The sequence below is a fragment of the Reichenbachiella sp. genome, assembly GCF_965223055.1.
GTDB lineage: Bacteria > Bacteroidota > Bacteroidia > Cytophagales > Cyclobacteriaceae > Reichenbachiella.
The window spans coordinates 397,923-419,123 of sequence record NZ_CBDCVM010000011.1; the positions used below are offsets into that span (position 1 = coordinate 397,923).

Below are 21,201 nucleotides of genomic sequence, written 5' to 3' on the forward strand. Positions count from 1 at the left end.
AAAAAAAAAATGCCGTCTCTCAACGGCATTTTAATCTAGTTCTTTTCGAATTATCCGCCGTAGATAGCGGCAAAGATGGCATCTCCTTGAATCAATAAAGCAGCAATTAGCCAAACCACAAAGGCCAATGGTGCAATTATGCTCCACTTCAATCCTTTGGTTTCATGACCCAAGTGCATAAACTCAGACATAATATAATATGCCTTAACAATTGTCATCACGATAAAGATCACAGTTTTGATAGGGCTTGCAGGCAGGTTGAATGCTACCACAAATTCTGCCGCTGTTATCAAAAACAGGTACAAAGTCACCATCCAAATGTGCTTGATCTTCGCTTTATCTGCTGGAATTACTTCCATTCCTTTATTTTCTATTTCCATTGTATGAAATGTTTTAAAATCTTATATCAAGTAGAAGAAGGTGAATACGAATACCCAAACTAAATCTACAAAGTGCCAGTACAATCCTACTTTCTCTACCATTTCGTAGTGTCCTCTTTTTTCCAATTTACCTACTACTGTTTGGTAGAAGATAATGAAGTTGATCACTACTCCACTGAATACGTGAAATCCGTGGAATCCAGTGATGAAGAAGAATAAAGCTGCAAAATTTGGAGGTCCATATTGGTTCATCGAAAGGTTAGCTCCATAGAAGATTGATCCATCTAGTAGCTTTCCACCTTCGTCAGTACCAACAATGAAATGCGTCCATTCCCAAGCCTGACAGCCCAAGAAAGTCAAACCACCAACAATGGTCCAAAGCATCCATTTTTCTACTGCCTGTCTATCATTTCTTTGTCCAGCTTCTACTGCCAATACCATGGTCACAGAACTCATAATGAGTATGAATGTCATGATACCTACAAATACTAAAGGCAAATGAATACCATGTAGCAATGGCATACCATTGAATACCATATCAGGTACTGGCCAATATTCTTGTGAAAAAGCAAAGTTTTCGATAGCTCCTTCGTATGCCGGATGACTATATCTAATCAATCCATACGCCACCAAAAGAGAGGAAAACGTAAATGCATCTGAAAGAAGGAAAAACCACATCATCAGTTTTCCATAACTGGCTTTCATCGGCTCAACACCGCCCCGCCATAATTTCTCGTTATTTTCTTCTACTACAACTGCTGAACCAGCCATGATCTGAAATTTTAATTTTAATGATTAAGTGTCAAAAATAAGTATAAATACAACCAAAGTCCACCCAAAAAATGCCAATATGTGGCACACATTTCGAGCTGATCTAAACTTTTGGAATGTACTTTATACTTGAAAGCGGCCACAGCCACTACTGCAATAAATATCAATGCACTAATGAGGTGAAAGCCGTGTACTCCCGTGAGTACATACAAGAAAGATCCTGCAGGATTACCTACAAAATACACGCCTTGTTCCACCAGGGCTTGCCAGCCCAAATATTGTCCAACTAAGAATCCTATGCCTGTTGCTGCAGTGAGCAACAACATCACTCTCATTTTTGCAATTTCATCCTTTTTAGCAAAGTAATAAGCCAATTGCATCACTACGCTGCTAATCACAATGATGATACTAGTCATATCAAATACCATCGGCAAATCGAAATCTAACCAGACTCCATCCGATTGCTTCACCACATACGCACTGGTCAATGCGGCGAACAGCATCACCACCGATACCATAAACAACCAAAGTGCAAACTTTTTAGGATGCATTTTGAACTGGGTACCTTTATCTTTTTTAAGCATCATTGCTGCGTTCATATCAAATTTTATCTAACATATATGCAATCTGTACGATGGGCAAGTACAGAAATGAACCAAACATAATTTTTAAAGCGGCTCGATCAGAATTGTCTCTCATCAAACTAAAAGTCTGTGCTAGAAATCCACAACCACAAATGGTGACAACCACAGCCGAATTCAATCCTGTCACACCAAAATAAGTAGGCAACAAACCAAGCGGCAGCAAGAATAAAGTGTAGATCATAATATTGATTGCCGTATTCAAATCCTTGCGTCCGTTGTTGGGTAATAATTTAAATCCAGCTTTTTTATAATCTTCATCTCCTACCCAGGCAATCGCCCAGAAGTGTGGAAACTGCCAGATGAACTGAATACCAAAAATAATGAGTGCTTCAAACGAGATAACCCCGGTAGCCGCTACCCATCCCAACAATGGAGGCAATGCACCAGGAATGGCACCTATGAATACTGCAATTGGCCCAACCCTTTTCATCGGCGTATACACAAAACTGTAAAGTAGCAATGAAACGAATGACAATACTACAGTTAAAAGATTAGTAGACAGAAACAAGATGTACAATCCTGCTATGGCTACCAAAACACTGAAAATTCCTGCCTCTTGTTTTGATATTTTTCCTGTAGGTAAGGGCCTGTTCTGAGTACGCTTCATCAACGCATCATATTCAATTTCTATAATTTGATTGATCGTCACGGACGCTCCAGACACGAGCATACCTCCTAGTGAAAGCAGCAATAAATTGCCCCAATTCAATTGCCCATTGGATGCGAGTATGTATCCAAAACCTGAAGAAAAAGCCACCAAAAATGAAAGCCTTGGCTTCAGTAATTCTATATAGGCACCAACTTTGGCTCCTGTACTCAAAGTTCTTGCGATATGATTCTCTCCCTTACCCATTTGTCAACTCCACAGTTGTAGATTCCTTTTCCTTTATTATCAAATACAAGAAGTATTGTATGCCAAATATCATTAATGCTAATAGCAGATGAATTGGCTGTAATACATACGGCAGAGCAAAATTAGCTAAAATAGCCCCAGTAAAGATCTCTGCCACTACAAGTATCAACAGACCCCAAACTAAATATTTAGAGGTTTTAAAGTCCTTTATGCTTTTGGATAATCTATAAATCAAATACGCATGAAGTACTAATAGTAGCAACGAATATGAACGATGCATATAGAATATGATCCCCAAATTCTCTATCCAACTAAATCGCTGATCTTCACCCAATGTAATCGCTAATGAATCAATCGCTTCACGAACTTGAGTTCCCATTAAAATCTGAGCAAAAAATAGCATCATGCAAACGACCAGTAATCTTCTCACTTTATAAGGTTTATAGGACATTAATCCTTCGAGTCTATCCTTCGTAGTAATCACTCTCACTTTTAAAAGCAATGCAATCAAACCAATGGCCAAAATCATATGAAAAGTAATCATACCCGGCAGCAGGTTAGTCGATACTACCAATGAGCCAATCCATCCTTGAAAAATCACCAATAGCAAAGCCGCCACCGAAAGGAAGAATACTCTCTTTTTAGTATGTAGGTAACTATAAGACAATACTGTACAAATGATAATTAAAATTCCTACTGCCACGCCAACCAAACGATTTACATACTCCGTCCAGGTTCTGGCAAAATTGAAGCCGTGAGTTTCCTCTACGTTCTTTCCTTTTTGGATATCTCTGGCCAATCCAGGGAAACCCAAACCTGCTACTAGCCCAGCCAACCTGTCATTTTTTTGCATTCGCTTCTCAGCGTATCGCTCTTTATAATCCTCTGGCAATTCACTTTCCGATGTTGGAGGAATATAAGAACCAAAGCACTTTGGCCAGTCTGGACATCCCATACCTGACCCTGTACTACGAACAATGCCGCCTACTAATATTAAAAAGTAAACGGCAATGATCGTTAGGGTATTAAATTTTATAAATAAACCTGATTTAGGCTCTTTAGTCATTTCTATTTCCTCAATCTACTTTCTCCTCTTTTGCTTCTTCAGCTTCATGAGGCAGGTTAGATTCAGGTGTTTGAGACAACGGCACAGTTTGAGGAATAAAATCTCCTTCAGCTCCTGGCTTACTGTAATCGTATGGCCATCTGTATACTGCTGGGATTTTACCAGGCCAGTTTCCATGTCCAGGTTCTCTCGGTGTAGTCCATTCCAAAGTATTTGAACCCCATGGATTCAACGGCGCCTTCTTGCCTCTCCACATAGAATAGAAGAAGTTGAAAACAAAGATGAATTGTGCACCGAAAGTGATTATAGCTGCTACGGTCACAAACATGTTCAAGTCACCGAATGAGCTAAATGCGTCGAAGTTGGTAAATGAATAATATCTTCTAGGAAAACCAGCAATACCGATGTAGTGCATTGGGAAGAATACCATGTATACTCCAACAAACGTCAACCAGAAGTGAACGTATCCTAATTTTTCATCCAACATTCTGCCGAACATCTTAGGATACCAATGGTAGATACCTGCCACCATTCCGAAGAATGCCGAGCTACCCATTACCAAGTGGAAGTGTGCCACTACGAAATAAGTATCATGCAAGAATATATCTAGTGCTGAGTTTCCTAGGAAAATACCAGTCACACCACCCGAGATAAACAAGGATACCAAACCAATAGAGAACATCATCGCAGTAGTGAATCGAATATTACCCTTCCACAACGTAGTGATATAGTTAAATGCTTTAATTGCTGATGGCACTGCAATGACCAAAGTCAAAATCATAAAGATTGAACCTAAGAAAGGACTCATACCTGTTACGAACATGTGGTGTGCCCATACTACGAAAGACAACACGCCAATTCCCATCATTGAACCAATCATCGCTTTGTATCCAAAAATTGGTTTACGTGAGTTGGTTGAAATAATTTCTGAAGTAATTCCTAAAGCAGGGAGGATAATAATATACACCTCAGGGTGACCCAGGAACCAGAACAAATGCTGGAACAAGACAGGGCTACCTCCTGTGTTAGGCAATGCCTCTCCTCCGATATAAATATCAGACAAGTAGAAACTTGTACCGAATGATCTATCAAATACTAATAATAAAGCAGCTGCTACCAAAACCGGGAAAGACAAAAGTCCCAAAATAGCAGTCAAGAAGAACGCCCATATTGTCAATGGTAGTCTAGTGAAAGACATACCTTCTGTTCTCAAGTTGATGATGGTCGTGATATAATTGATACCACCTAGCAAAGTAGATGCGATAAAAAACACCATAGAAACCAACCATAGCGTCATTCCCAATCCTGATCCTGAAATCGCTTGAGGCAATGCACTCAAAGGAGGATAGATAGTCCATCCACCACCAGCAGGTCCCGTCTCAATAAACAAAGAGATGAACATGATTACACTAGACAAGAAGAAGAACCAGTAAGACAACATGTTCATAAAACCTGATGCCATATCTCGTGCTCCAATCTGCAGTGGAATCAAGAAATTACTAAACGTTCCACTCAAACCTGCAGTCAAAACAAAGAATACCATGATGGTACCGTGCATGGTCACCAGGGCGAGATAAAATTCTGTATCCAACTGTCCAGACTCAGTAATCCAGTTACCAAGCAATGGTCTCAACCACTCTAATTCAATGCCTGGAAATCCCAATTGCAATCTAAAAATGATAGATAGTCCACCACCAATGATCGCCCAAAAGATACCTGTGATTAGGAACTGCTTTCCAATCACTTTGTGGTCTTGTGAGAAAATATAATTTGTTACAAAATTGCCATGATGCTCGTGATCGTGATCATCGTGACCTGCATGTTGTTCGTCTATTTGTACTTCAGTAACTGCCATGATTTCTTATAATTATAATGAAGTATTTACTTCCTCACCACTTACTTTTTCTTCTACAGCCACTTGTACCGGGCTGGTTGCTTCTATATTAGCTAGATAATCAGGGTTTTTAGACAACCATGACTTCTGCTCTGCTTTCCACTTTTCGTAGTCTTCCTTTTCGTCTACAACTACAATCGCTCTCATTGAGAAGTGAGCCTTTCCACAAATCTTGTTACAAACTAATTCGTATTGAAAATCAGGATTACCGGTCTCAGCAGCCATATCAGCAGTAGATTTTGTTGGTATAAACCAAAACTGTGTTGGTAATCCAGGTACAGCATTCATCTGCAATCTGAAATGAGGCATATATACCGAATGAATCACATCTCTAGCTCTGATTTTTAATAGGACAGGCTCTCCTTTTGGAATGTGAATTTCTCTTGGCAAGAAATCGTCCTTTGCATTAGGGTTGGAAAAGTCAACGCCCAACCTATTATCAGAATCAATTAATTTATAGTCAGATGGTCCCAATTTTCCGTCGGGTCCAGGATATCTCGATGCCCAGGCATACTGATAACCAAAGATCTCTATGACCTCAGCATTAGCTGGAGCTTTACTTGTGATATCCTGCCATGCAAACAAACCAGACAATACCAAACCAGTCAAAACAACTGCTGGAATAAATGTCCAGATCATTTCTAAGGTATTGTTGTGAGAATAGAAGTGAGCCTTTTGATCGGCTTTATATCTATATCTCCATGCGAAGTAGAAAAGTACCGCATTGGTTATAATAAATACAGCTGTTGTAATTGCCGTAGTGATCCAGAATAACTTAAAAGTTACTTCACCATGTTCAGAGGCTACAGGCACAGTATATCGATCGAACTCTGTGTAAGAATATCCAAAGAACCACGCAGTTCCTAGAATCATAAAGACCATAAATAAAGCACCATTCACTTTATTGCTGGTACCCATTGGATCGCCTTCTTTTCCTCTTACGACTTGTACCAGGGTATGTGCTCTGAAGATAGTGACCAAGATGGCTACTATCAATACCACGGCTAACAAGATTACAATATTCATCATGTCTTTAAATGTCTATTTTGTAATTAATTTCTTAAATATGATGATGCAATGTTTCTTCCATCATTGGGTGATTCTTAGCCACTAGCGGATGCTTAGCTAAAGAATGCAATACCGTGTAAACGAAAGCCGATGCATATACCATGATCAATCCTACTTCTAGCAATCCAAATCCACCGTTTTCTTTCAACGTACCTGGAGTTACCATCAAATAGAAATCTATCCAGTGTCCAAATAAAATGATTGGAGGAACAACCTTCAAGAATCTTGTATGTCTCTTTGCCTCTCTTGGTAATAACAACAAAAATGGCAAGAAGAAGTTCAAGATCAGATTCAAGAAGAAGTAAACCGAATACTGGTCGCTCTTCCATCGTTCAACAAAGTAGATCGTTTCCTCAGGAATATTCGCATAGTAAATCAATAAGAACTGAGAGAACCAGATGTAAGTCCAGAAAATACTAAAACCCCAGATGAATTTACCTATATCGTGTAAATGGTTAGCATTTACAATTTTCAAGTAGCCTTTGTCCTTCAACAAAACAGCGATGAAAGCAATCAAAGCCAAACCTGATACCCACCAGCTCGCGAATACATACCAACCGAACATAGTAGAGAACCAGTGTGGATCAATTGACATCACCCAATCCCAAGCTGCGATACTTGAAGAGTATCCGAAGAATACCAAGAAGATCGCTGAAAGAGTTACGTTCTTTTTCCAATGGTTGACTCCACCATCGATATCTTCAGCTAACATTTGCTTTCTGATCAATCTGAATAGGATATACCATACAGCAAAAAAGCCTACCATTCTAGCCATATAAAAGCCAAAATTCAAGTACCCTTTTTTACCATCTAAAATGGAATCGTATCTTTCGTCCGCCTTGTCATATAGGTATTCGTGTGTCCAGTGAAACAAGTCGTGATTTGCCACCAAAAACACAATGATCATCAAGATCGCTCCAATTGGCAACCAACTAGCCATGGCCATAGGAATTCTTTTCAATCCTACAGACCATCCGGCCTGTGCTACATACTGAATAGCAATAAAGAATATACCTATTGCTGAAAGCCCTGTAAAGAATAAATTGTTGATCCAAAGGTTGGCATATAGACGTTTGGTCCAGTGGAAGCCGTGATGTCCTGCGTCTGCAGCTGCTTCAGCTCCATGAGCATCGTGTCCACCCATGTTCATCATCACTACGCCGATAGCAGCCAATACCAAACCTGACACTAAAGTGATCAAGATGTTTCTTTTGGCTCCTGCTGAGAATATAAATTTTTCGTCGCTCATAATAAGATCTCCTTAAGAATTATTGGTTTTGAAGGGTTTGAACAAATCGAACTATTTTCCATCGGTCAATCACGCTCACCTGTGAAGCATGCGCTCCCATTCTTCCCTTACCAGCGGTAATTACGTGGAAGATGTGGCCTTCTGGCTTGTCTTTTACTGCTCTTGAATTGTAAGGAGTCACTCCTTTGAACACTTGTCCTACGAGTCCATCACCCAATCCAGTTTCACCATGACAGTGCAAACAGTATCTTCCGAATAGGACTTTACCTTCTTTGACAATTGCTGCTGTAGAATCCAATGGATTTTTCAACGTTCTTGCAGCTAGCTCTAAAGAATCTTTAGGAATTCTGTAAGGCAGAGCTTCTCCTCTTCTCACTGTGTTAGGCACAGCCTCCCTCATGTTCATTTCATTCGGGTTGTTAGGATTCGAAGTATAGAATTCTGCGTCGCCGCCTTCTTGAGAAGTCAACCATCGACCAGCTTCTTTATCTTTTATTTGAGAAAGTCCTTCGTAAGGTACTGAGTGATACATCTGTGGTGCATACTCTACACCTGTATCATTGCCTCTGGAAGCGCAAGATGCTACAACAAATCCTGCTGCAACTATGACGATCCCGTTGATGTATTTATTAAAATTCATTTTAATATTTTTTCCTAATTAGAATCCTAAGATTTTAGTCGAACTGCTTGTTATTCACTTCCTGAGCACCTGCATCACTCAAAGCTTTTTTGATGTCCGCTTCGCTCATTTTGTTTTTATCTATATCAACAGCCACAATGTGCTTGTCGTCTGTAATTCTTAAGTCGAATATTCTTGGCTTTGCCCATGGCTTTAGATCACTCACTACAAAGAAAGTACCCACCATACCAAATGCGCCAAGCAATACTGTCAATTCGAATGTTACCGGAATGAATGTTGGAAAAGGCAAGAAATCTTTACCTCCTACGATCATTGGCCAATCCACGGTCATCATACCGATCTGCATGGTCAAAGCCAAGGTAGTTCCTAACAAACCGAACAAGAAAGCTGCGATAGATAGTCTAGATCCCTTATATCCTAATACATCATCAATACCATGTACTGGAAATGGAGAGAATACTTCGTGAATCTTCACACCGCCCTGACGAACCTGAGCAATTGCTTTAAGCAATACATCCTCGTCGTCGAATACGCCTAATACAAAGTTTTTATTACCGTCGCTCATCTTATTTCTTTTTTTCTCCGGTTGCTTTAATAATACTTTTCACTTCGGCCATGTTAATCACTGGGAAGAATTTCGCAAAAGCGAAGAAACAAGTGAAGAACAATCCGAATGTAAAGATGTAAACCCCTATATCAACCCAAGTAGGGTAGAACATCGCCCAAGAAGAAGGCAAGAAGTCTCTGTGTAAGGAAGTTACAATAATTACAAATCGCTCGAACCACATACCGATGTTTACAATAATTGAAATCACGAATGTAGCAGCGATACTAGTTCTAATCTTTTTAAACCAGAATAACTGCGGAGAAATTACATTACAAGTCATCATCGAAGCGTACGCCCACCAGTATGGCCCTAGCGCTCTGTTGAAGAATGCGTATTGCTCACCTTCAACTCCTGAATACCATGCAATGAAAAGCTCTGTGATATATGCCACACCTACGATAGAACCTGTCACCATAATAATGATGTTCATCAGTGAGATGTGCTCAATAGTGATATAGTCTTGAAGTTTGTAAACGTGTCTCGTTACAATCATTAAGGTTAATACCATCGCAAATCCAGAGAAGATCGCTCCAGCCACAAAGTATGGAGGGAAGATCGTGGTATGCCATCCTGGAATTACAGAGGTAGCAAAGTCAAAAGATACAATGGTGTGTACTGAAAGTACCAGTGGAGTTGCCAATCCGGCAAGTACCAAAGCTACAGTCTCATAACGAGACCAAGTTTTAGCCGCTCCATCCCATCCAAGAGAGAGTGCGCCATATATTTTTTTGCTGATGCCAGTCGCTCTGTCTCTAATGGTAGCAAAATCAGGAACCAAACCGATGTACCAGAAAACAAGAGAAACTGAGAAGTAAGTCGAGATCGCAAATACATCCCATAGCAGTGGTGAGTTGAAGTTTACCCAAAGTGAGCCGTAAGTGTTCGGAAGTGGTAAAGCCCAAATTGCTCCGATCCATGGACGACCCATGTGAAGAAGTGGGAACTGCAATGCACAGATAACCGCAAAAATGGTCATCGCCTCTGCAGCTCGGTTGATTGACATTCTCCATCGCTGTCTGAATAGCAATAAGATGGCCGAGATCAATGTACCTGCGTGACCTATACCTACCCACCATACGAAGTTGGTAATATCCCAAGCCCAACCTACGGTTTTGTTTAGACCCCACATACCAATGCCTTCCCAAACTAGAGTGAAGACACAGTAGGCGCCATAGCCTAAGAGTACCAAAGAGATGGCCATGGCCAACATCCAAGACTTGGCTGGTTTCTCCTCTACTCTTTTACAAATGTCCTCAGTGACGTCGTGTACCGTTTTGCCTCCTGTGACGAGAGGTTTACGAACTACTGCTTCTGCGTGCATATTGATTTTAATTTATAAATTAAGCGTTAGCTTCTTTTTCTTCTTTATTTCTAATCTTAGTGAAGTACCACACATTAGGCTTCACCGAAAGCTCTTCCAACACATGGTAAGCTCTTTCTTCTTTTACTTCTGGTCCGTTTTCTCCATTCTCCAATTTCAACATTTGTGAAATTCTAGACTTTGGATCTTTCAAGTCACCGAATACGATCGCCTCCGATGGACAAGCTGAAGCACAAGCCGAAGTAATCTCACCATCTACTGGTCTTCTTCCTTCTTTCTTAGCTTCCAATTTGCCATACTGAATTCTCTGAACACAGAATGAACATTTTTCCATAACTCCTCTAGATCGAACAGTTACGTCTGGGTTCAATACCATTTTACCCAAGTCGTTGTTCATAGAAGTGTTTTCAGGGAACTGATCATTGTCGTGATACTTGAACCAGTTGAATCTTCTTACTTTATATGGACAGTTGTTTGCACAATATCTAGTACCTATACATCTGTTGTAAGCCATTTGGTTCAACCCTTCCGTAGAGTGGTTGGTAGCAGCTACAGGACAAACCGTCTCACATGGTGCGTTGTTACACTGCTGACACATCATTGGTTGGAAAGTAACTTCTGGATTATCCGCTGAAGGAATTTCCATCTCTCTCAAATCACCTTCTGGTGCGTCACTGCTATAATATCTATCAATTCTCAACCAAGTCATTTCTCTTCGGTTGAGCACTTCTTCTTTTCCTACTACAGGTACGTTGTTTTCTGCCTGACAAGAAACGGTACATGCGCCACATCCGGTACATGAGTTCAAGTCGATGGTCATACCCCAGTGGTGGTTTGGATACTCATGTCCAGACCAAAGAGATACGTTACCTGGTTTCGTTTTTCCAGAGTAAGTAGTGATCATAGGGAAATCTCTACCTGCACTTGGATCTTTTTGATATTTTGAAAGAATAGACTCTTGAATCACATTTTCTCTACCCATATAAGTATGGTGAGTTTGTGTCTGAGCTACCTTGTACTCTTCTCCACTTAGCGAAACAGAAACTCCAGAAGTTACTGATTTGCTTTGAGCTCCAGTTTTGTAGTCCATCAATGGGTAAGCGTTAACTCCTACTCCGTTGGCTACTTTACCAGCGCTAGTTCTTCCGTATCCTACTGCCAATCCTACAGTACCGTTCGCTTGTCCAGGCTGAACCATAGCAGGAACTTTTACTGTTTGGTTTCCTACTGTCAACGTCACCAACTGCGTAGTCATGTCTCCTAATTTCAACCCTAGCTCTTCAGCCATTTTAGGGGAAATGGTCAAGTAATTGTCCCAAACAGCTTTAGTAATCGGATCAGGCATTTCTTGCAACCAAGGGTTGTTGGCTTGAGAACCGTTGCCAATGGCTGACTTTTCGTACATTACTAGTTCTACACCAGATGCTGTTGATTTCAATCCAGAAGCAGCTGCCGCTACATCACCGGCGAAAGAAACCTCTTCAGCTTCAACCGAAGATTCGAGTATACCGGCTTGAACTGTTTTGTCCCAATAGGTTTGTTTGTCGCCTGTTGCATTTGCTGTCCATCTTGCTTTCACAAAATCAAAGTAAGATTCGCTACTACCAGACCATACCAAGAATGATTGTCCGGCTTGGCGCGTATTGAACAGGTTAGAAATGGTAGGCTGTGACAAACTCAATTTGCCAGTTACTGGCTCAAAATCATTCCAAGACTCCAAAAAGTGATTATCTGGAGCGATGGCGCTAGTCAAGCTTGCAGTCTCGTCTTTTCTATCTGAAGTAGAAAGTGAGAATTTAGCTTTTTTCAAACCTGCGGCGATCTGTGCGCCCATGGCGTGATCATAAACAGGGTTGCTATTAAAAAACAAAACTCCATCAATGTTACCTGCATTCAGGTCTTTGATGAAGTTTACCATTGCTTTGTCGTCTCCTTTTCTGGTGTTGACTGCAGATGCTAAGTCGATTGTGGTTCCGTAACATCCTAATAAGTTGTTGATCGCATTGACTAGCACTTGCACGTTTTCGTCATTTGATCCGGATACAACCACTGATTTCGCCTTGCTAGACCAAAGGTCATTTGCTGCTTTAGTCAATACTGCTGTATCGCCCACTTTAGGAGCATTTACAGTAGGAGCGCCAGCTTTAGCTGCTAGCATATTGTATAAGTTAGCCACGTAAGCACCTTGCTGAGAAGGCTTGATCGCATTTCTATAGTCTGCGTTAGAACCAGTCAATGAAAGATTTGACTCAAAAGAGTACAATCTCGACATGGTTTTCTTTTTATCATTCAATCTTCTCGTTTGAGCGAATTGCTTGCTGTGAAGCGTTCCATTTAACCAGTTACCTAAGAAGTCAGCATCGAATGAAACGATGGTGTCTGCTTTGCTGAAGTCGTAAGAAGGTATGGCTCTCTTACCGAAAGACTTTTCGTTCGCTGCCAAAGCACCACTGAAAGATACCTGATCGTATTCGATCAACTCAAGGCCAGTATATTTTGCTTTCAAAGCATCGATAGTGGCCAAGGTAGATGGACTAAAAACAGAAGCACTTACCAAGGCGATTCTATTGGCAGCAGCCAATTGCTTCGCAACTTCAGCATCCAAATCATCCCATGAAACAGATTGACCACCTAGTTCAGGTCCTTGCAACCTTTCTTTGTCATAAAGAGAAAGCACAGAAGCCTGCGCCTGAGAAGAAGTACCACCACCACTTACAGTAGACAATTTGTTGCCATCGATTTTGATCGGACGACCTTCTCTAGTCTTTACTACTACAGAACAGTATTCGTTACCATTCACATAAGACGAAGCATAATAATTTGGAACACCAGGGTCAACATCCACTGGTTTGTTCAAATAAGGAATTGCTTTTCTGACAGGCGTTTCACAAGCGGCCAATGAAGCTGCTGCTACACCAAATCCCATCAATTTCAAGAAATCCCTTCTGCTGGCACCTGTTCCTTCTTCGTTCTCACCGCTGATCGGCAAGTACTCTGGAAACTCTTTGTCAGCATGCTTTTCGAATTCAGGGTTTTTGGTCAATTCCTCTAACCCTTTCCAATATTGCTTTTTGGTCTCTTTCATGTGTTAATTGACTTTCTTAGTCGTTTGAAGTGATTTCCACCTCAATAAAAGTGTCTTAATATTCTTTATATAATTAATAGTGACATTTAGAACACTCAAGTCCTCCAATATCTTCTACTTTCATTGGCTCTTTGCTATGCTCATTGTGCATCTCGACCAACTTATTATAATAATCGTTTCCTTTGGTATTCACGTCTGTCTCTCTGTGACAGTTGATACACCAGCCCATGGTCAATGGTGCATACTGTGAAACTTTGTCCATTTCTTCTATAGGACCGTGACAAGTTTGGCATTCTACGCCACCCACTTGCACGTGTTGCGAGTGATTGAAGTATGCCAAATCCGGCAAGTTGTGAATTCTTACCCACTCGATAGGCTCGTTGTTCTCAATCGCCGCATAGATCTTCTGAATCTCTGGTGATTCTGTCTTGATCGATGAGTGACAGTTCATACAAATGTTTGGAGAAGGAATGTTAGCATTCTTACTCTTTCTTACACCAGTATGACAGTAGTTACAATCGATTTTGTAATCTCCAGCGTGAATCTTGTGAGAAAATGCAATTGGTTGATCTGGCTGGTAGCCTTGCTGTACGCCAATTGTGAAGATTCCGTCAATAGCAGCCTTCATAATGATTGCTGTAAAGATAAAGGCAGTCAAACCGAGGAAGGCATTGCTTTTCACTAAAGCACCTATGTCGAAAGTTTGCTCAGCGATTTCTCTATCCTCTTCAGAGAGGCTATCTTTCTGAGACAAGTATTTTTTCAACATGGTGATGATCATACCTAGAACTGCAAGAATGAGTACAAGTACAACCAACAACACAATCATTACCGTATTTACAAATTGAGATGGTTCTTGCGAAACAGCTTCTCCACCTCCACTTGTTGTGGTTTCCTCAGCAGCAACAACAATTTCTTTAGCCGATTCTGCTTTTAGATATCCAACGATAGCAGCAATTTCCGCATCTTCGAAGTCGAAGGCGGTCATTTCCGTTTTATTGTATTCGTTGTAAAGGTTTACTGCATATTCGTCTCCACTCTGAATTACCTTCTGAGAGTTTTTAACAAATGCTTTGATCCAATCTAAGTTTCTTCTTTTATGTATATCTCTCAGTGCAGGCCCGATTACCTTATCATTCACTGCGTGACAAACCGTACAATTAGCCTTAAATAATTTTTCTCCAGCTGAAATGGTCGCCTCGTCTGTAGGGATGGCATCATCCTGAGCTACAGCGGTATTTTGAGTGAACAAAACTGAAAAAATCAAGGAGAGGAATAGAACGGTTTTAGTGCTTAAAAATCCCGCTCTGGAGTGTAAACTATATTTTTTTGACATCAGTTTTAGCTTTCCTTTTTTTAAAGTGGTGCAAATGTAACATCGGGTTGCTGTATTTCAAAAACATAATAATAGCATCTACGTAGTACATAGCCACTACCCCTCCCACCTTCTATTCATTGAACTGATTATCAAAAAGTTACATTTCTATACTCAGTCATTTTTGACGCTATTTAGAATAAATTTAAATAAGGGTTTCTAGTAGGTTTAAATTCACTTCGACATTTATTTATATAGTAACTATTCTCATTGAACAACGCTATCAAGCTCAAAGAAATACTAGAATTTTTTGATACATAATTTTCTTATGTATATTTGCCTTATGTATTCAAAAGAACTGCTCAAAGGCACCCTAAAGACAATTATACTCAAACTTCTATCCTCAAACGATAGAATGTATGGCTATGAAATCACTCAAAAAGTAAAAATTTTAACCCATGAGAAAATTCAATTGACAGAAGGCGCGCTTTATCCTACGCTGCACAAATTAGAAGCAGATGGTATGGTGACCACAGAAATTGAAAACATCAATGGTAGAAAAAGAAAGTACTACAAAGTCACTTCTGCTGGCAGCCTGGAAGCAACTCAACGATCAAATGAATTTACTGAGTTTGTCCAAACCATGCTATTGTTATTAAATCCTCAGTTGACAAAATAAGTTTTGAAATGAAAATCATGAAATCACTTACACGAACACAATACCTGTATATCACTAATGACCTTAAAGCAAAAGGGTTGTCCAAAGGGTTTAGGACAGAACTCCTAGACCATGTGTGCTGCCTGGTGGAAATTCAGTTAGCCGAAGGTGAAACCTTTGCCAGTGCCTACAAGGAGGTTCTTCACTCGTTTGGTCATGAGGGGTTCGAAGAACTCAAGCAGACTTCACCTGTCGTAAAAAAACAAAGGCGTAATACCATCAGCCAAATTCTCGCTTCGGGAATTGCAGCATCGGTTTTTATGTTGGTATTTGGTGCAGACGCTCAAGAGCCTCCGACCATTTCCCCATTAGATCACTACAAACGAATTACTTCCAATTTTGGAGAGCGATACAATCCTCTGAAGAAGAAACAGGATTTTCATAGGGGAATTGATTTTGCTGCTGAGGTCGGGACTCCTGTACAATCGACAGCAGCTGGCACGGTAATTTCAGTAACAAACAGCCTTGGAGGATATGGTAAGAAAATTGAAATAGAACATAGTGAAGGCTTTATCACGAAGTATGCGCACTTATCGGAAATCAAAGTAAAAGAAGGTGATCTCGTAATTCTCGGTCAAGAAATTGGACTCTCCGGGAATACAGGAGCCTCTACAGCGCCACACCTTCACTATGAGGTTGTAAAAGATGGCAAATATGTCGATCCATTAAATTACTTCACCGCACAGGATCAACACATGCCTAACAAGGTTTTATTCAAAGACACCCAGAACTAACTCATGCTTAACCATTCCAAAGTTTTGAATTTTGGAATGGTTACTATTGAATGCTACAACGCATCCTCATCCATCTTGATTTTCATCAAAACAGAAAAGGCTTCGTTGATGTTTTTTTGTTCAACAACTATAGAAAACTCATTTGACGTAGAGATCACTTCTATGACGGTGATACCATACCAGGCAATCATTTTGAAAATGTAGTAGTATAAACCATAGGCTCGTATATTCGACGCCTTCAGCATGACAGTAGCAGAACTTAGCTGATTGTTTCCTGTCACATAAGTTTCTTTATCAAATATCCTTTTCACACGATCCACAATATTCTCACTTACGATAAGTGTTCGTTCATACATGCCCTGGGTGAAGGAACAATAAGTATCCGGTAAGCTTTGTACCTCATGCAAGAGTCGCGTCTGATTTTCCGTCAACGTAGGTGAATTGGCATAGGTAAAAGTGGACAAACCAGACCTTACGAAAATATCTCCAATATGATCTCTGAAATTTTTAGGATTCAAATTCAGCGCATTGGCCCCCATCGTAGAGCGCCGTTTGAGTGCCATTAAAATAGAAGCCTCGGTGGCATCCTTCATGAGCACCTTGGACACATAAGGCTGCAACAGTCGTGCTAACGACGAATAATTAATCAAATTGGCCATCATGGCCTCCTCGATAAATGGCATCTTTCTAATCCCCTCTTCTACGATATCTGATATTTTCTTCATGTCGTTAAATATTTAACAAAGTGCAAATATTATGAATAATTCTAACATTTATTTCACACCCCTTGCCTTAAAAAATATTTTTGGATTCTGAATTTAAAATTGAAACCTAAGATGTCGGTAAGAACACCATTTTATTACTACGATTTGACGCTGTTGGAAAACACGCTATATGCTATGCAAGCAGCAATCAACAATCCCAATTTTAAAGTACACTATGCGATTAAAGCCAACGCCGAAGATCGTATCCTTCAAACCATCAAAAAACAGGGGCTTGGAGCAGATTGTGTAAGTGGTAATGAAATTAAAAAAGCGCTCGAGATTGGTTTCGAACCAAACGATATTGTCCTAGCGGGAATTGGCAAATCTGATGAAGAATTGGAATTAGCCATTTCACAAGGCATTCATAGTATCAACTGTGAATCGATAGAAGAACTCGAAGTGATCAATGAGATCGCAGCAAAACATGGTGCCGTGGCCAACATAGCTTTTAGGATCAATCCTAATGTAGACGCACAAACTCATCATAAAATAACTACGGGACTGAATGAAAACAAATTCGGTATTCCTATTACGGAGTTGGATGCAGCGGTAGATGAAATATTAACACACAAAAACCTCGCGCTGAAGGGCATCCATTTTCATATTGGCTCACAGATTTTGAATCTTAACCCCTTTGCCAACCTATGTCAACAGGCCAATCTTGTAATTGCAAACCTGAAGGCTCGAGGTATTGTTTTAGAACATATTAATGTAGGAGGAGGACTAGGTATAAACTATACCGACCCGGAATCTCAATTGGTTCCAAATTTTGTGGAATACTTCAGAGTATTTGAAAAATTCTTAAATCTAGACGAAGGCCAAACCGTTCATTTCGAATTAGGAAGATCAATTGTTGGCCAGTGTGGCTCTTTGATCTCCAAAGTATTGTATGTAAAAAAGGGGGTGAATTCAAATTTTGCTATTCTTGATGCTGGCATGACTGATTTGATGAGGCCGGCACTTTATAATGCTTTTCATAAAATTGAAAACCTATCAGCAGCAGGTGAAATAGAACCTTATCATGTAGTTGGCCCGATCTGCGAAAGCTCCGATACCTTTGGCAAAACAGAATTACCAAAAACTTCTCGTGGTGATTACTTGAAAATAAGATCAGCAGGAGCCTATGGTCAAGTTTTAAGTTCTAATTACAATTTAAGAGATCGAGCAGCAGCTGTATATTCAGATGAGATCACACTTGAAGAATACATTTCTAATAACGAAACAATTGAGGAGTTACAAGCGATTTAAATTTTTAAGTCGCAATATATTTAGTTAATAATAAGGGCTGAGGCAGGTATATACCTGCCTTTTTTCGTTACTTCAATTTTCGGCATATCCTTATAATTTCGTGATATTCACACCTTTAAGTCGGTAAAAAAGTTGTACATTTAGAATTCACACCTAACTATCCAAAATCGCCCGACTCGGTCGGTCATTCATTTTTTAAATATTATACAAACTAAAGTTGATTGACAAGTGAGAAAAACATTAGCTAAGCATATTTCTGGAGCTAGTCTGTTTCTTATTGTACTGTTAATTGCTATTGGCATATTCAGCATGATGCGGATATACAATAGCCACAACTCTATCGATGAAGTAGCTCGCATAGATGTCCCTCTTATCGAAGCTATGACCAATATAGAAACGCATCAACTCGAACAGTCCATCAACTTTGAACGAGCCGTCCGTTTTGCTGAAGAAATTGGCATATACGAAAACGCTCAAGAAAACTTCGATAAGGCGGACAGTATCTTCAGATACCTGGCTGTCTTAGTCGACGAAGAACTAAAGGAAGCTGAAGAACAGGTCAAAATTGGAATCGCCGAAGCCATTTCCGACAACCAGCGAATCATCATGAAAGACCTACTCAATGCACTCAAGCGTATGGAAAAGGAACACTTGAGTTATGAGCGAGATGCATTGGCAGTAATCGACTTATTTAAGGACGGGAAAATTGCAGAAGCGATTGACCGTGTGGCTGATGTTGAAGCCGAAGAGGAAAAATTCAATAAACAGGTAACAATCCTTCTTTTTGAAGTTGAAGGATACACGGCGACCGCAGTCAATGCCATTGAGTTAGATGAAAGAAATACACTGAGGCTTATCGTACTATTTACTTGCTTTTTTGTAATGATTGCTATTATCATTTCCTTTATTTCAAGCAATAAAACAACCATTCCGATAGATCAACTTACCGAGGGAGTAAAGCGTCTAGGTAAAGGAGAAACATCCGTTCAAGTAGCAGCCCCACCGTCCGGACTCACATCTGAACTGGCTACTACTTTTAATGAAATGGTAGTGAAACTGCATGACGCCCAAGAAGAAATAGATCAACACATACATTTTTCATACAGTACAGCCCACGACCTTAAAGCTCCAATTATCAACTTGATAGGGTTGTTAGATCGATTGAATAGAGAAGCCAACGACCATGACGAAATACTTGAACTTGCCAAGACTTCGGCTAAGCAAATTCAAACTGTAGTAAATGCATTGAACGAAGTGCATCAACTGAGAGAAAACCTTGACACTAAATCAGAGTTGATCAACTTTGAAGACATTTTGGCTGAAGTTGAACAAAGTATTTCGATTCAACTGGAAACTTCGAAAGTGATTATCACCAGATGGTTTGCCAAGTGCCCTGCTGTTAAATATCCTGCTTCACAATTGAAAAGCATATTTCTCAATTTGATTACCAATGCCATCAAATACAGCAGTCCAAACCGGTTATTGGAGATCGAAATTGAGTCCTACAAAGAAAACGACCATACTGTTCTAGAAGTACGCGACAATGGACTTGGATTCGACTCAAATGTTAATGGCCTAGAGATTCTAGAACCATTTAAGCAGTTGGACACTTCAAAAGAAGGCAGTGGATTAGGACTCTATTTAATTAAGACTATTATTGACCATCATCACGGACACATCGAGGTAAAGAGCAAACCTGAAAAAGGTACTATTTTTACGATTTACCTAAACTAAGATCAATTTTTCTACTTGAATAGAAAATTCAAAGTCATTTCCCATGATTATGACTGGTATGTCATTTAATTGTATTCTTTTTGCCAAAAATGCAAACTCACCCACTTTGTGATCAAGCTTAAACAGGTTTATAAAACTTACAATAATCAAGTAGCTGCGCTCTCCGATATTTCTGCAGAAATAGAATCAGGAAAGGTTACTTATTTCCTCGGCGAAAGCGGATCTGGGAAGAGCACTTTACTCAAAATAATTGCAGGATTAGAAGATGCAGATGGAGGAAGCGTAAAAGTAGACGGCAAAGAAATTACCGGACCTTCGCAAAATTTGGTGCCTGGCTCTGATGAACTCGCCTATGTACCTCAGGACTTCAAACTGCAGCAGTTTTGGACTGTAAGAGATAACATTGGTAAAAAAATTTCACACTATCCAACTGAGGATAAAGAAGCTCGAATTGAAGAGTTATTAATTCTTTGCCAACTTGAGACCTATGCAGACAGATACCCGAGAGAACTTTCTGGAGGACAACAGCAACGCATAGCCATGGCCGCTGCAGTAGCTGATGAACCTGCTGTGGTTTTACTAGACGAGCCATTCAGTAATTTAGACTTGCCAATGAAAACAGAGGTGAGAAAAGAAGTGATTGATATGCTTCGTAGCTTAGATATTACTGTTTTATTGGTCAGTCACGATCCAGCAGAAGCATTGGCAGTAGCAGATCATATATTGATTCTCAATCAGGGTAAACTAGAGCAGTTTGGTGATCCTGTGCATATCTATCATAAACCAAAGTCACATTATGCCGCTAAATTTCTTGGTCCTATTAATGAAATGAAAGTTGGTAAGAAAAAAGTACTGATACGACCAGAATGCATCAATATTCACCCTAAAGGAGAATATATAGGCACAGTCAAAGAGTGTATTTTTATGGGCATGCACTATCATATTTATTTAGAATTGGCTGATCAAACCAATAACGTGTTAGCCTACGCCCTTTCACCAATTAGTGATCACTCCAAGATCCGTTTTGACTTAAGTCAAGAGTAATCCACATTATACAAATACTAATTTTAAACATCGATTAGACGTTGTAATAGGAAAAATCCATTTGAA

General features: G+C 39.9%; 19 protein-coding genes. 5 read left to right on the forward strand and 14 right to left on the reverse strand.

What is annotated here, in order from left to right; genetic code table 11:
* Positions 1 to 50: 50 nt before the first annotated feature.
* The 13 genes from ACOQO5_RS13105 to ACOQO5_RS13165 form a co-directional block, all read right to left on the reverse strand.
* Positions 51 to 380: a cytochrome C oxidase subunit IV family protein gene (locus ACOQO5_RS13105; protein WP_420582141.1), complete on the reverse strand. Its 330-nt coding sequence runs from the start codon at positions 378 to 380 to the stop codon at positions 51 to 53.
* 21 nt (positions 381 to 401) lie between these two features.
* Complete coding sequence (locus tag ACOQO5_RS13110; protein ID WP_420582142.1) at positions 402 to 1,151, reverse strand: cytochrome c oxidase subunit 3; 750 nt, start codon at positions 1,149 to 1,151, stop codon at positions 402 to 404.
* Positions 1,152 to 1,168: 17 nt separating this feature from the next.
* Entirely contained in the window at positions 1,169 to 1,750 is a 582-nt protein-coding gene (locus ACOQO5_RS13115) for a cytochrome c oxidase subunit 3 (protein WP_420582143.1), read from the reverse strand.
* Position 1,751: 1 nt separating this feature from the next.
* Entirely contained in the window at positions 1,752 to 2,648 is an 897-nt protein-coding gene (cyoE, locus tag ACOQO5_RS13120) for a heme o synthase (protein WP_420582144.1), read from the reverse strand.
* Positions 2,641 to 3,714, reverse strand: a complete 1,074-nt coding sequence (locus ACOQO5_RS13125) for a COX15/CtaA family protein (RefSeq protein WP_420582145.1) — start codon at positions 3,712 to 3,714, stop codon at positions 2,641 to 2,643. The genes cyoE and ACOQO5_RS13125 overlap by 8 nt, the downstream gene beginning before the upstream one ends.
* 10 nt (positions 3,715 to 3,724) lie before the next feature.
* Positions 3,725 to 5,569: a cytochrome c oxidase subunit I gene (locus ACOQO5_RS13130; RefSeq protein ID WP_420582146.1), complete on the reverse strand. Its 1,845-nt coding sequence runs from the start codon at positions 5,567 to 5,569 to the stop codon at positions 3,725 to 3,727.
* A gap of 12 nt (positions 5,570 to 5,581) precedes the next feature.
* Entirely contained in the window at positions 5,582 to 6,637 is a 1,056-nt protein-coding gene (locus ACOQO5_RS13135; protein WP_420582147.1) for a cytochrome c oxidase subunit II, read from the reverse strand.
* Positions 6,638 to 6,668: 31 nt separating this feature from the next.
* Entirely contained in the window at positions 6,669 to 7,925 is a 1,257-nt protein-coding gene (locus ACOQO5_RS13140; RefSeq protein WP_420582148.1) for a quinol:cytochrome C oxidoreductase, read from the reverse strand.
* Between the two features lie 19 nt (positions 7,926 to 7,944).
* Positions 7,945 to 8,565, reverse strand: coding sequence for a c-type cytochrome (locus tag ACOQO5_RS13145; RefSeq protein WP_420582149.1), 621 nt, complete (start codon positions 8,563 to 8,565; stop codon positions 7,945 to 7,947).
* A gap of 34 nt (positions 8,566 to 8,599) precedes the next feature.
* The gene (locus tag ACOQO5_RS13150) at positions 8,600 to 9,130 is read right to left on the reverse strand and encodes a DUF3341 domain-containing protein (RefSeq protein WP_420582150.1); all 531 of its coding nucleotides are present in this window, start codon (positions 9,128 to 9,130) and stop codon (positions 8,600 to 8,602) included.
* 1 nt (position 9,131) lies between these two features.
* Positions 9,132 to 10,493, reverse strand: a complete 1,362-nt coding sequence (gene nrfD, locus ACOQO5_RS13155; RefSeq protein ID WP_420582151.1) for an NrfD/PsrC family molybdoenzyme membrane anchor subunit — start codon at positions 10,491 to 10,493, stop codon at positions 9,132 to 9,134.
* Between the two features lie 19 nt (positions 10,494 to 10,512).
* Positions 10,513 to 13,578: a TAT-variant-translocated molybdopterin oxidoreductase gene (locus ACOQO5_RS13160; protein WP_420582152.1), complete on the reverse strand. Its 3,066-nt coding sequence runs from the start codon at positions 13,576 to 13,578 to the stop codon at positions 10,513 to 10,515.
* Between the two features lie 73 nt (positions 13,579 to 13,651).
* The gene (locus ACOQO5_RS13165) at positions 13,652 to 14,914 is read right to left on the reverse strand and encodes a c-type cytochrome (RefSeq protein ID WP_420582153.1); all 1,263 of its coding nucleotides are present in this window, start codon (positions 14,912 to 14,914) and stop codon (positions 13,652 to 13,654) included.
* A gap of 322 nt (positions 14,915 to 15,236) precedes the next feature.
* Between ACOQO5_RS13165 and ACOQO5_RS13170 the strand changes: the two genes are divergently transcribed.
* Both ACOQO5_RS13170 and ACOQO5_RS13175 read left to right on the forward strand, forming a co-directional pair.
* The gene (locus tag ACOQO5_RS13170) at positions 15,237 to 15,572 is read left to right on the forward strand and encodes a PadR family transcriptional regulator (RefSeq protein ID WP_420582154.1); all 336 of its coding nucleotides are present in this window, start codon (positions 15,237 to 15,239) and stop codon (positions 15,570 to 15,572) included.
* Between the two features lie 17 nt (positions 15,573 to 15,589).
* Positions 15,590 to 16,345 carry a M23 family metallopeptidase gene (locus ACOQO5_RS13175; protein WP_420582155.1) on the forward strand — a complete coding sequence of 252 codons (756 nt, stop codon included), beginning with the start codon at positions 15,590 to 15,592 and terminating at the stop codon, positions 16,343 to 16,345.
* Between the two features lie 53 nt (positions 16,346 to 16,398).
* Here the strand turns inward: ACOQO5_RS13175 and ACOQO5_RS13180 are convergent, their stop codons facing one another.
* A complete protein-coding gene (locus ACOQO5_RS13180; RefSeq protein ID WP_420582156.1) occupies positions 16,399 to 17,070 on the reverse strand; it encodes a hypothetical protein in 672 nt (223 codons plus the stop codon).
* Between the two features lie 111 nt (positions 17,071 to 17,181).
* Between ACOQO5_RS13180 and lysA the strand changes: the two genes are divergently transcribed.
* The 3 genes from lysA to ACOQO5_RS13195 all read left to right on the forward strand — a co-directional run bounded on the left by lysA (position 17,182) and on the right by ACOQO5_RS13195 (position 21,135).
* Complete coding sequence (gene lysA, locus ACOQO5_RS13185; protein ID WP_420582157.1) at positions 17,182 to 18,357, forward strand: diaminopimelate decarboxylase; 1,176 nt, start codon at positions 17,182 to 17,184, stop codon at positions 18,355 to 18,357.
* 228 nt (positions 18,358 to 18,585) lie between these two features.
* Positions 18,586 to 20,091: a sensor histidine kinase gene (locus ACOQO5_RS13190; protein ID WP_420582158.1), complete on the forward strand. Its 1,506-nt coding sequence runs from the start codon at positions 18,586 to 18,588 to the stop codon at positions 20,089 to 20,091.
* A 108-nt stretch (positions 20,092 to 20,199) separates the two neighbouring features.
* Positions 20,200 to 21,135 carry an ABC transporter ATP-binding protein gene (locus ACOQO5_RS13195; RefSeq protein WP_420582159.1) on the forward strand — a complete coding sequence of 312 codons (936 nt, stop codon included), beginning with the start codon at positions 20,200 to 20,202 and terminating at the stop codon, positions 21,133 to 21,135.
* The last annotated feature ends 66 nt before the right edge of the window (positions 21,136 to 21,201 follow it).